The following is a 14,076-nucleotide window of genomic DNA, read 5'->3' on the forward strand; positions in this document are numbered from 1 at the left end:
TCACTTACTTTCTTCGAGTGCTTGTTTAACTTGCGCTATTCCAAGCTCAGGGCTCGTTAAAAATTTCGATTGCATTGGTTTTGGAAGCTTTTCAAGCACTCTTGCCATCGATACTTGTGCTAAAACAACAAGTTCTGATCGGTCAGCAAGATTTGTCAGCACATTGGCAAGTAGTTCATCATGACCCGTTTTGTCCCCATTGATTAAGCGCTTATATGCTTCCTCTATAAGAACAGGTTCAAAGATAGCATTTGTTGAGAACTGCTTCGCTTTTTCTTTAAGAAGTCTAATAGTTGGATTTAAAGTTGTTGCAAGTGTTGCAGCCACTCCGATTCGTTTCGCGCGGATAATCGCTGCTTCTGCCATTGCTTCATCGATTCGGATAATCGGGATCGATACTTCCTCCCTTGCGATAGGAACAATTTCTCCAACTGATGAGCATGCGTTTAAAATGATATCAGCTCCTAGTGCTTCAGCATTTTTTACGTATTGAATCAGTCTTCCTTGCACTTCTTCAAGTTTTCCGCCATTTTGGCCTAGCTGTGGCAAAATCGAATCATCAACAAAATTGATGACATGAAGATTTGGTAAGGATTTAGCAGCTAAATCTTTTAGTGGCCCGACTGTAACATGTGTGGTATGAATGATCGCTAATGTTTCGCCCACCTGAGTTCCCTCCCTTTCCTATTTTTAGGTAGTCTGTATTATTAGCCTTTAGAACCTGCAGTTAAGTTCATACCTTCAATAAAGTATCGTTGAAAGATAAAGAACAAGATGATAACTGGCAGTAAAACCAATAGTGATCCGGCCATTAAATAGTTCCATTGTGTTGCCAGCTGTCCTTTAAATACTTGTAGCCCTATTTGCAACGTGTAAAGTGATTCTTCGTTCACATAAAGTAATGGTCCTAAAAAATCATTCCATGCACCGTTAAACGAGAAAATGGCAACAGTGGCAATCGCAGGCTTTGCGAGGGGAATCATAATTTTTGCCCATATATAGAAATGATTGGCCCCATCAATTTTTGCTGCTTCAACTAACTCGTTCGGAATTGTTAAATAAAATTGCCGGATCAGGAAGATATTGAAGGCGCTTCCGAAGAATGCCGGGATGATCAATGGTAAATACGTATTTAACCAACCTAATTTCGAAAATAAAACATAATGCGGAATCATGGTGACAAATCCTGGAATCATCATGGTCGCTAAAACGACGGCAAACAAGAAATTGCGCCCTTTAAAGCGGATTTTCGCAAAGCCGTACGCAATAAACGAATTTGCTAATACATTGCCTAAGACGACAAAGACAGTAATTAGTAATGTGTTAAATAAATAGCGGGTAAAGGGCGCAGCTTTCCACGTTTCAAGATAATTTTCCCAATGCCATTCTTTTGGAATAAAGGTAGGAGGATATTGCATGATTTCTCCCATATGTTTAATTGATGTAGCAAACATCCACCAAACAGGCAACAAAATTAGCAAGCTTCCTCCTAGGAGAATCATGGTGACAATAGTCTGGGATATTCGTTTTTTCACCTTGACACTTTGGAAATAGGCTTCCTTTTGTACAGATACACTCATTTATGATCATCTCCTTCATAGTGCACCCATCTTGGAGCAAGTTTTAAATTTATCACTGTTAAAATCAAAATGATGATAAATAAAATCCATGACAGCGCCATAGCATATCCCATATCAAACACTTCAAAGGCTTTATTCCACATATGTAAATTAAAGAAAACCAAAGAGTTTGCGGGTCCGCCATTACCGCTTTCACTCATGACATAGGCTTCTTGGAAAACTTGAAACCCGCCGATTAAACTTGTGACAACATCAAAGAAAATGACCGGGGTAATCATTGGTAAGGTGATATGTCTGAAGCGTTTAAATGCAGAAGCACCATCTATTTCTGCAGCCTCATAAAGCGATTTTGAAACACCTTGCAAGCTGGCAAGATATAAGAGCATTCCTCCACCAAGACTCCATAGCTTCATAAAGATCAAGGATGGTTTTGTCCAATTAGGGTCAAATAACCATGCAGGACCGGTAATGCCAACCCAAGACAGTACGGTATTAATAAGACCGGTGTTCGGGCTTAATAATTGCATCCAAAGCAAATACACACCGACACCTGATAGGACAGCAGGTAAATAGAAAATCGTTCGATAAAATCTCATGCCAGGCACTCCTTGATTTAGCAAGACAGCTAAAAGAACGGCACCTGCTGTGGTAATGGGAACGGATATCAAGACATAGTAGAGGGTATTTCCTAATGAAATCCAAAACAGATCGTCATTGGTGAACATTCTGATATAGTTACTTATACCGATGAAATCCATTCTGGAGGTAACATCATAGTTTGTAAAACTTGCATATAAGGAAAACAGCATTGGTCCAGCTGTCAGGATTAAAAAGCCTATTAACCAAGGGGCAACAAAGATATATCCTTGTAAGCTTTCCTTTTTTTCCAGTGTCATGATTTTTCTATTTTTGATTTTTACTCTATTTTCAGTCGAAGCCTGGGTTTGCATGTTTAGAGTCCCCCTTTTCCTATGATGAAGTAATCAGGGAGCGAAACATACACTCCCATGAACTTCAATTATTTTGTGCTTCCAACTAACTGCTCCACTGCTTTCTGGGCATCCTCTAAAGCTTCTTTTGGTGTTTTTTCACCTAATAATGCTTTATCCAGCTCAGGATTAATTAGATTAAGATAATCTGGAGCCTCGAGCGGTGTTGGGGTTAAAATCGTATGTTCCATATTGTCAATGGCAGCCCGGTAAACTCTCTTACCGTCTTCTTTAAGCTCAGAGCTTTTTGCGGCATTTTCGGATGCTTGAATGTTTGCAACATTATCAAAGTTTTTAACAGCCCAATATTCCTGTGCTTCAGGTCCTGTCAAGTATTTAATAAATTCCCAAGAAGCTTCAGGATTTTTGGCTCCATATGGTACTTCGGCAACAAAGCCACCGCCCCATACTGTGTGGCCATTTCCAGGTTCCATTTCTGGCATTGGTGCAACACCGAAATTCATCCCATTGCCAAAGTCGCGAATTTTAGTATAGGCATCTGTTGGCGTTGTTACGACCATGCCGATTTTTCCTGAAATAAATGGATCTGCTTGGTTTTCACCAAATTCAGCTTTAAATCCGTTAATGACGTCCTCTCCATATATTTGTTCGAAATCATACACCCACTGCAAAGCATCAACCGCTTTTTCATCATTCACGACCGGTTTTCCAGCTTCATAGTCCCAGTAGCCGTGACCTGTTGCATTAAGCATCCAAATATCCGGTCCGATTTTATGTCTTGGTAAAAACCCGATTCGCGTATAACGTTTTCCGGTTTTTTGATCAATTTTTTTTGCAAACTCTTTTACTTCTTCCCACGTTTTAGGAGGTTGTTCAGGATCTAACCCTACTTCTTTAAACAGGTCTTTGTTCCAAAATAGTAATCTAGTATCTGTATTGAAAGGCAAGGCATATGGTACGCCATCATGTGTAACAGCATTCCATAGCTCCGGATAGTATTGATCTTTTATGCTTGGATCTTGTTCAAAGAATGTACCTAAGCTTTCATTTTGCTTTTTTTCTGCACGTTGTCTTACCGTGTTAATATCATTGATGATGACATCTGGAGGATTCCCCGCTGCAACCGCTGCTAATTCTTTTGTCCAGATATCTCCCCAAGGCAGATATGTATGTTTAACGTGGATTTTATCCTGTGAGTTATTAAAATCTTCAATGATTTTTTCAATAATTGGTCTGCGTGTTTCAGAGCCCCAGAAGGTCCAAAAATCAAGTTCAATCTTCCCTTTGCTGCCAGATTCGTTCGTTTCTTCTTTTGAGGTCTCTTTGTTTCCTGAACATCCTGATAGGAACGTTCCCAAACTCATTATAAAAATCATGAGCAAGGTTAAAGATTTTCTGTAACTAATCATACATTTTCCCCCTTGTTAAAGTAAGAATTTACATCATTCAAAAACCCACAATATCGGTAAAGGTCTAATTAAGTATCAGGATCGGCAATTACTTGGATTTTTGCGGTGTTGCAGGATTTGATTTCACTTAACAGCAGCATGTTTTGTGTTATTTGTTTACTGATTATGTGAGGTTTTGTTGACTTGTCTTTATTATCGTTGTATACGCTTACAATGTCAATAATATTTTGAATCTTTTTATCTGATAAAATACGATAAATTTCTATGTTGTTTTCTACTGCTAGTTAGGTTGATGATTTGATCAAGATAAATATGAACCTATTAAATATACTCTAAAATCAACAAAAATCCTTATTTTCATAACGATGACTATGTCCCTTATCCTGGTTCTCGTACATATGCTAGTCAATAAAAATCTCAATTTGCACATCTGTATCTTCTTCACTGCAATCAATCTTATAAAATCGTTCATCAACTGCATGAATTCGTGCTTCCTTTTTGTTCACAAATGCAGCAATCGGCTTTTTGTCAGATACGAATCCAAAAATACCGCCTTCTGCCAAATCGATTATGACCGACTTTTCTCCTTTGTAGGATTTTAATATAGCCGCTGGTGATAAATATTTGTTTATAAGCCCGACTGGAGTAAATCCATCAAACGGCATAATAAGGTATAATTCTGCTGTGTCCTTTTCTAACGTTAATGGCATGGCTTCATCCTTTGTTAAAATCGTGGCTGTTTGCTTTAGAAAATCAAATACAGCAAAGTGATCTCCTGTTAAATGCGGAATGTCAGCTGAACTTAAAGCACCATGTACCTGCTCTCCATTTAAGTGAATGTTAAACACACCGATAACACCAGTGTTCTGAACAGTATTCCATACTTTTAACGGTACTTGTTCTTCATTCGGGTTTAGAAATAAGCAGTCTTCTGTTGGCAGTCCTGGCTGATCTGCGCGCAAAATTTTCCCGTCATTAAAAATAAGCGGCCAAATTTTTTCTGAATCAGTTAGCCCTACTTGATCACTAAAATAAACGGGACCTCCGCTTACCGCCCTTAAAATCGCATTTTGCACACCTTCTTCATGAATTGTCCAAAACATGTCCCAATCGCCCCAATAAAACTCGCCATGGTAATAGGAGTTATAAGCATTTTGCAGAGCGTGCTCTTTAAAGCTAATTTCTTCACCTGGAACAAAGTCATCACTATTGCGGGAAATCGCTGATATTGGCCGATGAAAGATATTTTCTGAAGCCATCCCCATGCAGTTAATCATACAATGATCGAAATGAAGCCCTACAGATGCTTCTAAGCCTGCATGGATGCCATGTGCTGCTTCACCAACTGATTTTTGGTGCATCATAAAGTTCTTAACAGCACTCTGACTATCAACTTTCACAAAATCAATTCCTTGTTTTTTTAAGCTTGAATGGAATTGATTCCAAAACTTTAATCCTTTATCAAGCTCTGGATGAGGGATATATTTTTGGCTGTTTGTTGGATAGACACAGTCATTTAGACTTCTGGCTAACTTTTTGTGGATTCCTCCCCAATAGCCGGCAATCGTATGCCATACTCCAACCCATGATACCCCGTATTGCTGCTTTAATTTTTTTGAAATGGAGGGAAGTCCGTTAGGGAATTTCTGGCGATTTGCTTCAAATGATTGCAGACGATGATCTTCAACATCCAGCCAGCCATCATCGATCATCACCCATTTTACGGGCAGCTGCTTTTCCTTTAGTTCATCCATTTTTGCTAGGATTCCGTCTTCGCTTACTTCATGATAAAAGGCATCCCAGCTGCACCAGCCTAAATAGTCCAATACGTGCGGATAACGCTTTTTCTGGCGCGGTAAGGTAGGGTATTCTAGTACTTCTAATGTACTTCCGATTGTTTTAGTGGATAGTTTAAACGGCTGTTCTCCAATTCCAATTGCAAAGGCTAATGTTTGACAATGGTCAAATCCTCCTGTATAGGAAGAAAGCTTTATATCCATTCCTTGTGTACTGCCTGACAGGTCTGTGCGAAAAATCTTTTCGACGACAGGTAAGAGATAAATATAGCTCTTTTCATTCTTCCATAATAATGACTGCGTTCGTTCAGGCAAGGACTTTAGATCATGCGAAAAATGCGGGCGTGTCCACCAATCTTTGTGCTGGTAGTTAGCCATTAGCCCTGAGGCTTGACCTATACTTCCCACATGAAGTGTAATGGCAGCTTCAGGGGCAAAACAAGTGTGCCTGCTTTGCATCCGTTCGTTTTTAATCTCAGCATCAATGAATGCTAATAACAGGTTTTGATAGAGATGAAGGCGTAATTCTACTGAAACAAGCTGTTTATTGTCAGTAAAGGTATGGATCGTTTCCGTGTATTCCTCCCCTCCTTTTGATGTTGGCCTTGTCATCGTATTGATGAGCCTTAATTCAATGTTTGTAAGGTTATCAAGCGTAACGGATAGCTGAATATCCTGTAAGACTTTTTTGTCTTTTATTTGCAAGCTTATGAGATTTGTATTGTTTGCTAGTTTCATTAATGGCCCTCCTTTTCATTAATCATATTTTTCTACATGAATCTCGTAAGATTAACTTTGGCTTTAATAAATGGCGTTTGCTTGAAAGTTGTTTCTTTTCGATTTTGTTAAATAAAATCTCTGCCGCTTTTATTCCCATGGCCTCAAAAGGCTGCCTTAGTGTTGTAAGAGAAGGGTATGTCCAACTTGAAATAGCGATATCATCGAAGCCTGTTAACGAAAAATCAATTGGCACTTGATAGCCGCGTTCTTGAATTGCTTTGAGCGCACCAATTGCTGTCTCATCATTTGATGAGATAATGGCTGTAAAGTCTCCCATTTCAAACAATTGATTCATCGCTAAATAGCCGCCTTGATTGGACCAATCCGAATGGGTAACCATGACATCGAGTTTAAACTCTGCCATCGTTTGTTCATAACCATCGAGCCGGTCTTTCGTTGCTGATAGATGATCAGGACCTGAAATGTAAGCAATTTGCCGATGCCCTAAACGGTGAAGGTATTTGACCATTTCAGTAATGCCATATACATTATCTACATCGACTGAATCTATTACTTCCAGTGATCCGGCATGACCAACTAACACAATTGGATAGCCTGATTCTGCCATCTTTTGCAGGTCTTCATCTTTTCTTTTTAGGAAGCTGACAAAAATAAGACCGTCAACTTGTCCCTCGTATAAAAATTCTAATGAGGAGATCTCTTCGGAAATATTAGAGGTTAAACTATAAAAGACACAATGAAATCCTTTTTCTTTTGCGATTCGCTCAATCCCTTTAAAAACAGGGGTATAGAAATAATTTGAAATGTCATCAACAACAATTCCAATCGTTTGCGTTTTGTTCATAACTAAACGCCTTGCATTGACATTGCGATGATAATTTAATTCTTTTATGGCTTTCTTAAGTGCCTGTTCTGTTTCTTTTTTGACTGGTTGACCATTTAAAAATCTGGAAACTGTGCTTTTTGATGTGTTGGCAAGCCTAGCCACGTCGTGGATTGTTGGGTTCAATCCAGCTCCCTCCTAAACTGAATTTGGGAACGCTCCCATTTTTAGTTTTTATAAAAACAGTCATTCTTCCCTTTGATCGAATAAGTGGGAACGTTCCTATCACGTTATGATTTTAGCTTAGTCTACTTACGAAAAGCTGTCAAGATGGTTATGGAAATTGATTGATGGGAAAATTAGAATTTTTGTTCTATTTTAATAAGTTTTCATTTAGACATTATGACCTTAGTAATAACTACTTTTTTCTGTCAGCTTCGGTTTATTTGCCCTCCATTTCGCCTAAATCCTTTGCAAAAAGTTTGTATAGGATAAGCATAGATCGGGGAAGGCTGAATATAAGGAGGCGATGGATAAATGAGTACATTTGAAGTTTTGTCTCTCATGATTAGCTTTGGGATGTTTGTAGTCGCCATTCTGGAAACGAAAGATAATGATAAGGATTCTTGAACACGCGAACTGCGTGTTATTTTTTTGTTAAACAAAACCAAAGGTCAGAACCGCTTAGAACACACAATATATAGGGACATTTAGTAATCCTACATATTGGTGTTAGTGGGACTGACCTTTCCTTACTTATTAATGGTTATCTCTTCAATAAATTTATGCATTCATATATTCTCGTCTTACGAACTTTCCAGAGTTGCGTTTTATTGCTTCACATATTTTTCTTTCGCTTGCAGCTGATTATCATAATATTCATTGAACAAATACGTAAGGTAAGAGTTTAGTTCAAATCGATCCTTATTTACAAAATCAGATAATGTTAATTTACATTCTTTCGCCATGATCATACCTCCTTCACTATATTTCCATTCTCAGGCGACCTTCTTATATCATCGTAAAGTTATGTTTTAATAAACCTTAAAGTCCAGTTCCTGTTCAGCTAACGATTGTATCGGCCCCACCTACGCCAAATACTTTGACAGCCACACATGCCATCCAACCCACTTTTATTATAATAGAAAACGCTTACATTTTCAAAGATTAATTGAAAACAAGTTTCGACAGTATTTTATCTCCATCTTAACAGGCAACATTATAGGTGCTTAGAATTTTGTTGAAAAAAGCGCAAGGCGCTAAGCATTCGGCGACAAGCATAAGGCGAACAGGAATTGAAGGTGTTCTTTACCTTCAATTCCTGTTTGACTAGACCCTAGAGGCAGTCAAAAACGCGACGTCCTTATCTCTTGACTGCACTTGCACGTCCTGTGCTTCGCCTATGGCGCCTGAAGCTAGATTCAGAAACGCAAGCTATGTTAAGAAAATATATAAATTCTGATATTAAAAAAAGGGTCGAATCTTAAATATCCACCCTTTCGATCGTCGGTATTTCCCGCGATTTATTAATCCTCATAATAAACGGACTATCCAGTTCCTTTGTGCAGTACTCAATATCTACTGGATTAAACTCCTTTTGCTTTGGATCATAAAATTTATCTGTCACACATGAGTTTTGAATCCTGTTTATGACTTCTTCCTTTGTGAGACAAGCATCCCTTTCCTCCATTATGTTTTTTATATATTCAGCACAGGCCAAATCATCCTCACCGAGCGGATGTGAAGCAACAATATTGACTTCGGTTTGATTCCCTGCATTTGTCCATTTCTTTTTTATATAGTGCGCCGTCGTTTTTGCATTGGAAAACCCGGTAACATAAATTTCTTTTCCGTTTAAGGCGTTGAGAGCAGCCTTCACACCATTTGTTGTTTTCTGTACTAGTACTTTCCCCTTTAAACCATAATGATGAGCAATAGTAAATGGAGAATTATCTAGATCAAAACCGGCAATTGGTAAGCCTTTCACCTCACCTGCTAAAAGGACTTCTGGAAAGTGTTCCTTTATTTTTAAAGCAGATTGGACGGATCCAACAAGCAAAATTTCTTTTACACCTTGAAGAAATGCGTAGTGGGCAACTGTAAATGCCCGGATCACATCAATCACAATGTTGACATCAGATGGTCTCAAATGGTGATCGTTTCCTTGATAAATGGTAATTTGCATTATATTCCCTCGTTTTTACATGATAATAAAGTATATTCAGCTTTAACATGATTTTTGCTAGGATTGTTGTTTTTACGTGTTAAGGAGTTTTCCTTATCAAAAAAAATAGCCCTTTTATCAGTAAATGAAGAAAGGGCTAGATCGTAAGGATCTGATTAAAATTGATCATCAGGGTGTAAGTTATTTTGCATTAATTCTTGAACTTTACCAATCTGTTCAATCGATGCAAGCTCTGTTTTGTACCAGCCTTTTTGATTCATGATCTCAAAAAGCTTATATTGGCTTTGGGTTGCATTTTCAAAACAATGCTGATAAACATCGCGTAATTCGTTATGAGTTGTTTCCAACATCGTCCCTGCTATGCTTCGGCATCTTCCTTTTTCTATTTCGAGACATAACTGAAGCATTTCACGTTCCGTTAATCCTCGTCCTGCCATATTGTTAGGCATGTTCCGACCTCCTTATTGGATCATTCCTGACTTGTTAAAATATTGCGCAAGCTCTGCTATTTTTAATTGGTGATTTTCTGCGATCTGTTCTAGCGTATTTCGAAGCTCTTCATCTTTACATAATGAAGCACACCAATTGATTGTTTTTGCAGCAATTTCCTCAGCTCTAATTTCATCCTCAATAAATGCAAGCTCTTTCGTTGTAAGTCTTGTCATTTTCATCACCGCCAAAAAATTTCTATTAGTACAATGATAGTATGAATCGCACCTTATTTTTTTATCCGGTTTAAAATTCATCCTTCTTGAATGAATCCTCGGTTCGAGAGTCAGAATAAAAAAGGAAGAATCTATTCTATCCTATATTCTCTTTAGAAAGTGGTGAAATGATGGCGAAAAAAGGAATTCAAAATTCAAGCCTTGAACAATTAAAAAATGATCATGAAACAGAGTCGGCTTTTAAGGCAGATGATCCTAAAAAACACAATACGGGTACAAAAAGAAACAAATAAGCTGGTGCCAATCGGTTTAGTAGATAGGAAAAGACCCACCAATTACCTGAGTGGGTCTCTAAGAAAAAAGTTTACACTTTAAATTTCCCAATTAACTCCTGAAGTTCTTCCGCCATTTTTGATAAGGCAGCAGAAGATGCGGTGATTTCTTCCATCGATGCAAGCTGCTTTTCGACTGCTCCTGACATACTATCTGTGCTTGTGGCTGTCAAATTTGACGTCTCGTCAATCACCTTTATTGCTTGAACAATTTGTTCTGTGCCTATATACATTTCCTGAACGGCAGAGGTTACCTCTTGAATTTGTGAAGAGACTTCAACAACTCCTTGTTGGATTTGATCAAAGGAGCTTCCTGCATGATGAACAAGGCTAATACCGGCAGCAACTTTATTTGTCGTATCATCCATTGATTGAACGGTCTGATTTGTATCCTTCAAAATGGATGATATTACTGTTGAGATTTGTTCAGCAGATGAGGCGGATTGCTCAGCAAGTTTGCGTACTTCATCTGCTACTACCGCAAATCCGCGGCCGTGTTCTCCTGCTCTTGCCGCTTCAATTGCTGCATTTAATGCTAATAGGTTTGTTTGTTCGGCGATGCCAGTTATGACTTCAACGATTTTGTTTATATGGGTTGAGCGCTCTCCAAGGAGTTTTACCTCTTGTGAAAGAGACGTAACAGAATCATTGATCTCATTCATTTGTCTCACAACTGTTTCAACCGCTTTGTTGCCTTCAAGTGCCTTTTCAGATGCCTGTAAAGCTGTAGTATTAACAACTTGTGAATTAGCTGCAATGATCCCTACAGAAGTTGATAAATCGTTTATTGTCATAGCTGTTTCTTTTACACTTTGGTTTTGCTTGTCTATTCCTACTGCAACCTGTTGAACGGTTGCTGAAATTTGCTCACTGGCACCGGTGGATTCTTGTACACTGGCAGTTAATTGCACTGAGGCGGCAGCTACTTGCCCAGCATGTTCCCCTACTTGTTTAATTAACTCTCTAAGCTTGCCAATCATTTGGTTATATGAACGGGCTATATCCCCTAATTCATCACTGGATGTTAATTTGATGTTTTGCGTAAGGTCTCCTTCTCCTTCGGCAATTTCTCTTAGGCGAATATGTACGATTTTTAAAGGTTTAATAATCGATCTTACAATAACTAAAGAGAAAATAATGCCACTCATGATAGATAAGATGATAACGGAATATAAAATGATTATTGCCATTTGTTGTTTTTCATTTAAAAGCGTTTTTTCGCTCTCGATTTTGTTTGTCAGATCATCAATAAATTTATTAATGCTAGGATCTACAAGCTCTTTGCGGATCCCTCTTTGTTCCTCCATATGAATGGTTTTGGCTTTTTCGTGATCTCCGTTTAAATATGTTTCAACCATTTCTTTATTCGCTTCACCATAGACTGAGAGGTTTTCTTTCATCTGATTGATTGCTTTTATTTCTGAACCATTAAGATTTGGATTTCCCTCAAGTTCATCAAAATGGGTTTTTATTTCCTTTGTTTTTTCCTCAATCCCGGCAACTAGCTCCATATCCCCGGTAAGGAGAAATGCTCTTTCATCATTAGAAATCCCTGTGAATCGATATTGCAATGACTTTAAAATCAACTGGATTTCTTGCTTTTCTTGAATCTCGTGATTTGCTTCTTCGGTTTTTTTAAGTTCAAAGGATGCGAGAACGCCCGTAATAAGCAACCCGGCTATTAAGAGCGAAACCAAAAGAATAAGCTTTCCTTTTATTTTCAAAACAATTGCCTCCCTATGTTTTACTTGCTGTAATTATTATCGGCAGGAAGAGATTTCGTTTTAAGGGCATAACAGCTTATAAATGAAAAAACCACCAAAAAGGTGGTTATAAAATTAACTTTTTGTAAGCTGTAATCGTTTTTCTGTTTCAACGATCGATTCATAAATCTCCTCCAATGAATAAACCCTGCCTTTTTCATCTTTATAGACAACATGTTCTGGTTTAAAATGTACTGGGGAGTCTAACCCTGCTGCTGCTGCAACACGAAAGAGACCTTTGCGCATAGAGATTAAATAATTTGCTGTCCGATATTTCTTTTCATCAATGACAAGTGCTTTTTGTAATTCAGGGTCTGTTGTTGCCACTCCGACGGGACATGCATTGGATTCACATTTTTGTGCCTGAATGCAGCCGACCGTTATCATAAAGCCTCGCGCTATATTAACTAGGTCTGCCCCCATCGCAAGTGCAATGGCAACTCGATCTGGGGAAAACAGCTTACCCGATGCAATAATTTTTACTTTATCACGTACTCCATATTTTTTTAGGGCATGATCCATTAATGGTAAGGCAGATTTGATCGGCAAGCCGACACTATCAGCCAGTTCTTGGTAGGAAGCACCCGTTCCACCTTCTCCGCCGTCTACTGTAATAAAATCCGGACCTTTTCCTGTTTCTTTTATACTTCTCGCTAATTTATCTGCTTCTTCCTTGCTTCCGATAACTACCTTCATTCCGACAGGTTTGCCAGTATGCTCACGGATCCGCTCGATAAAATGAAAGAGTGATGGAAAGTCGCTAAATTCCCGGAAACGATTTGGACTATCAATTGATTTAAATGGTTCGACCATTCGTATTCTGGCAATTTCCTCGGTTACCTTTTCCGCATCAATATGCCCTCCTCGTGTTTTTGCGCCTTGAGCTAACTTGATTTCAAATGCCTTCACTTGAGGAATTTGACTTTTTTCCGTTAAAGCCTCCCAGCTAAAATTCCCTTCTTTATCCCTAACACCAAATAGCCCCGGACCAATTTGCATGATCAGGTCAACGCCGCCCTTTAAATGGTAATCAGAAATGCCGCCTTCACCTGTATTCATCCAGGTGCCTTTTGCGATGGCCAACCCTTCTGAAAGTGCTGTAATGGCGCGATCACCTAAAGAACCGTAACTCATGGCCGACATGCCAATCTGGCCTTTAACGATAAACGGGCTTCTGCAATTTTGCCCAATCACAATGGCATCCTCTTCATCGAGCAAATATACAAGTGATTCTTCTTTCTCTAGGTACTCCTTTTTCTGTGTAAATAAAGGTTCTTTTACTAGTAAATAGCGTTCTGTTGTTTGTTTTGTTTTTCGATCCATTTTGATCTCTTCATTCAATTTTGGAAACATCGAGTTTCGAATATAAAATCCTGCCTCTTCAAAATCTCTTTGTGAACCAAACCCTAACACATCACGTTTATATTTTGCTTTTCTTACAATATGCTGGTATTCATTTCTAGAAAAAGGCTTGCCCTCTAGATCATTGTTGAATAAATATTGACGCAGCTCAGGGCCAATCGTTTCTAAGAAATATCTTACACGTCCTATCACAGGATAATTACGAAGAATCGGATGCTGCTTCTGCGTTCTGTCTTTGATATACAAATAAATGGAAATGATTATGAGGACAAGCAGGATCACCGTACAAAAAATAAAACCAATAATTGTTAAGACGTTCGCTATATTCAATATACTTCCTCCCTTTCAGCAATGTATTTAATGCCCTCTTGCATTTTTAGCAGGCTAGTAGTTAGGATTCGCAACTAGGGAATAAATATCCATTCATAATAGAGATGATGTTTATTAAATCCATAAAAAAATGCAGGTCC

The 14,076-nt window shown here is 38.4% G+C and carries 14 protein-coding genes; 2 read left to right on the forward strand and 12 right to left on the reverse strand.

From position 1 onward, the window contains the following. From Q1B07_RS09790 to Q1B07_RS09815, 6 genes are all read right to left on the reverse strand, one after another. Window positions 1-666, reverse strand: coding sequence for an aspartate/glutamate racemase family protein (locus Q1B07_RS09790; RefSeq protein WP_299088747.1), 666 nt, complete (start codon window positions 664-666; stop codon window positions 1-3). A 41-nt stretch (window positions 667-707) separates the two neighbouring features. Then, the gene (locus Q1B07_RS09795; RefSeq protein ID WP_299088749.1) at window positions 708-1,580 is read right to left on the reverse strand and encodes a carbohydrate ABC transporter permease; all 873 of its coding nucleotides are present in this window, start codon (window positions 1,578-1,580) and stop codon (window positions 708-710) included. Then, window positions 1,577-2,530 (reverse strand): carbohydrate ABC transporter permease, encoded by a 954-nt coding sequence (locus Q1B07_RS09800; RefSeq protein ID WP_299088750.1) that lies wholly within the window; start codon window positions 2,528-2,530, stop codon window positions 1,577-1,579. The genes Q1B07_RS09795 and Q1B07_RS09800 overlap by 4 nt, the downstream gene beginning before the upstream one ends. Before the next feature lie 68 nt (window positions 2,531-2,598). Continuing rightward, window positions 2,599-3,939, reverse strand: a complete 1,341-nt coding sequence (locus Q1B07_RS09805) for an ABC transporter substrate-binding protein (protein WP_299088752.1) — start codon at window positions 3,937-3,939, stop codon at window positions 2,599-2,601. A 401-nt stretch (window positions 3,940-4,340) separates the two neighbouring features. After that, a complete protein-coding gene (locus Q1B07_RS09810) occupies window positions 4,341-6,473 on the reverse strand; it encodes a Sip1-related alpha-galactosidase (RefSeq protein ID WP_299088753.1) in 2,133 nt (710 codons plus the stop codon). A 22-nt stretch (window positions 6,474-6,495) separates the two neighbouring features. Further along, entirely contained in the window at window positions 6,496-7,485 is a 990-nt protein-coding gene (locus tag Q1B07_RS09815) for a LacI family DNA-binding transcriptional regulator (RefSeq protein WP_299088755.1), read from the reverse strand. 351 nt (window positions 7,486-7,836) lie between these two features. Between Q1B07_RS09815 and Q1B07_RS09820 the strand changes: the two genes are divergently transcribed. Continuing rightward, complete coding sequence (locus Q1B07_RS09820) at window positions 7,837-7,929, forward strand: putative holin-like toxin (protein ID WP_299088757.1); 93 nt, start codon at window positions 7,837-7,839, stop codon at window positions 7,927-7,929. A 200-nt stretch (window positions 7,930-8,129) separates the two neighbouring features. Here Q1B07_RS09820 and Q1B07_RS09825 read toward each other — a convergent pair whose 3' ends face one another. The 4 genes from Q1B07_RS09825 to Q1B07_RS09840 all read right to left on the reverse strand — a co-directional run bounded on the left by Q1B07_RS09825 (window position 8,130) and on the right by Q1B07_RS09840 (window position 10,149). Beyond that, the gene (locus Q1B07_RS09825) at window positions 8,130-8,267 is read right to left on the reverse strand and encodes a hypothetical protein (protein WP_299088758.1); all 138 of its coding nucleotides are present in this window, start codon (window positions 8,265-8,267) and stop codon (window positions 8,130-8,132) included. 515 nt (window positions 8,268-8,782) lie between these two features. Continuing rightward, the gene (locus Q1B07_RS09830; RefSeq protein WP_299088759.1) at window positions 8,783-9,484 is read right to left on the reverse strand and encodes a 2-phosphosulfolactate phosphatase; all 702 of its coding nucleotides are present in this window, start codon (window positions 9,482-9,484) and stop codon (window positions 8,783-8,785) included. Window positions 9,485-9,639: 155 nt separating this feature from the next. After that, window positions 9,640-9,933 carry a spore coat protein gene (locus tag Q1B07_RS09835; RefSeq protein ID WP_299088761.1) on the reverse strand — a complete coding sequence of 98 codons (294 nt, stop codon included), beginning with the start codon at window positions 9,931-9,933 and terminating at the stop codon, window positions 9,640-9,642. Between the two features lie 12 nt (window positions 9,934-9,945). Further along, window positions 9,946-10,149 (reverse strand): hypothetical protein, encoded by a 204-nt coding sequence (locus tag Q1B07_RS09840; protein ID WP_299088763.1) that lies wholly within the window; start codon window positions 10,147-10,149, stop codon window positions 9,946-9,948. A gap of 170 nt (window positions 10,150-10,319) precedes the next feature. Here Q1B07_RS09840 and Q1B07_RS09845 point away from each other — a divergent pair, with 170 nt between their 5' ends. Beyond that, complete coding sequence (locus Q1B07_RS09845) at window positions 10,320-10,442, forward strand: biofilm-forming protein (RefSeq protein WP_299088764.1); 123 nt, start codon at window positions 10,320-10,322, stop codon at window positions 10,440-10,442. A 71-nt stretch (window positions 10,443-10,513) separates the two neighbouring features. Here the strand turns inward: Q1B07_RS09845 and Q1B07_RS09850 are convergent, their stop codons facing one another. Both Q1B07_RS09850 and Q1B07_RS09855 read right to left on the reverse strand, forming a co-directional pair. Continuing rightward, the gene (locus Q1B07_RS09850) at window positions 10,514-12,205 is read right to left on the reverse strand and encodes a methyl-accepting chemotaxis protein (RefSeq protein ID WP_299088765.1); all 1,692 of its coding nucleotides are present in this window, start codon (window positions 12,203-12,205) and stop codon (window positions 10,514-10,516) included. A gap of 114 nt (window positions 12,206-12,319) precedes the next feature. Beyond that, complete coding sequence (locus Q1B07_RS09855) at window positions 12,320-13,936, reverse strand: FMN-binding glutamate synthase family protein (RefSeq protein ID WP_299088766.1); 1,617 nt, start codon at window positions 13,934-13,936, stop codon at window positions 12,320-12,322. Window positions 13,937-14,076 lie beyond the last annotated feature (140 nt).

This window comes from uncultured Metabacillus sp., from assembly GCF_947503125.1.
Lineage (GTDB): Bacteria > Bacillota > Bacilli > Bacillales > Bacillaceae > Metabacillus.

What these genes read in the sequence shown, in the direction of transcription:
- Q1B07_RS09830 (WP_299088759.1), bottom strand. Translation starts at nt 9,484, where the DNA reads ATGCAAATTACCATTTATCAAGGAAACGATCACCATTTGAGACCATCT.
- Q1B07_RS09840 (WP_299088763.1), bottom strand. Translation starts at nt 10,149, where the DNA reads ATGACAAGACTTACAACGAAAGAGCTTGCATTTATTGAGGATGAAATT.
- Q1B07_RS09845 (WP_299088764.1), top strand. Translation starts at nt 10,320, where the DNA reads ATGGCGAAAAAAGGAATTCAAAATTCAAGCCTTGAACAATTAAAAAAT.
- Q1B07_RS09825 (WP_299088758.1), bottom strand. Translation starts at nt 8,267, where the DNA reads ATGGCGAAAGAATGTAAATTAACATTATCTGATTTTGTAAATAAGGAT.
- Q1B07_RS09795 (WP_299088749.1), bottom strand. Translation starts at nt 1,580, where the DNA reads ATGAGTGTATCTGTACAAAAGGAAGCCTATTTCCAAAGTGTCAAGGTG.
- Q1B07_RS09820 (WP_299088757.1), top strand. Translation starts at nt 7,837, where the DNA reads ATGAGTACATTTGAAGTTTTGTCTCTCATGATTAGCTTTGGGATGTTT.
- Q1B07_RS09835 (WP_299088761.1), bottom strand. Translation starts at nt 9,933, where the DNA reads ATGCCTAACAATATGGCAGGACGAGGATTAACGGAACGTGAAATGCTT.
- Q1B07_RS09805 (WP_299088752.1), bottom strand. Translation starts at nt 3,939, where the DNA reads ATGATTAGTTACAGAAAATCTTTAACCTTGCTCATGATTTTTATAATG.
- Q1B07_RS09810 (WP_299088753.1), bottom strand. Translation starts at nt 6,473, where the DNA reads ATGAAACTAGCAAACAATACAAATCTCATAAGCTTGCAAATAAAAGAC.
- Q1B07_RS09800 (WP_299088750.1), bottom strand. Translation starts at nt 2,530, where the DNA reads ATGCAAACCCAGGCTTCGACTGAAAATAGAGTAAAAATCAAAAATAGA.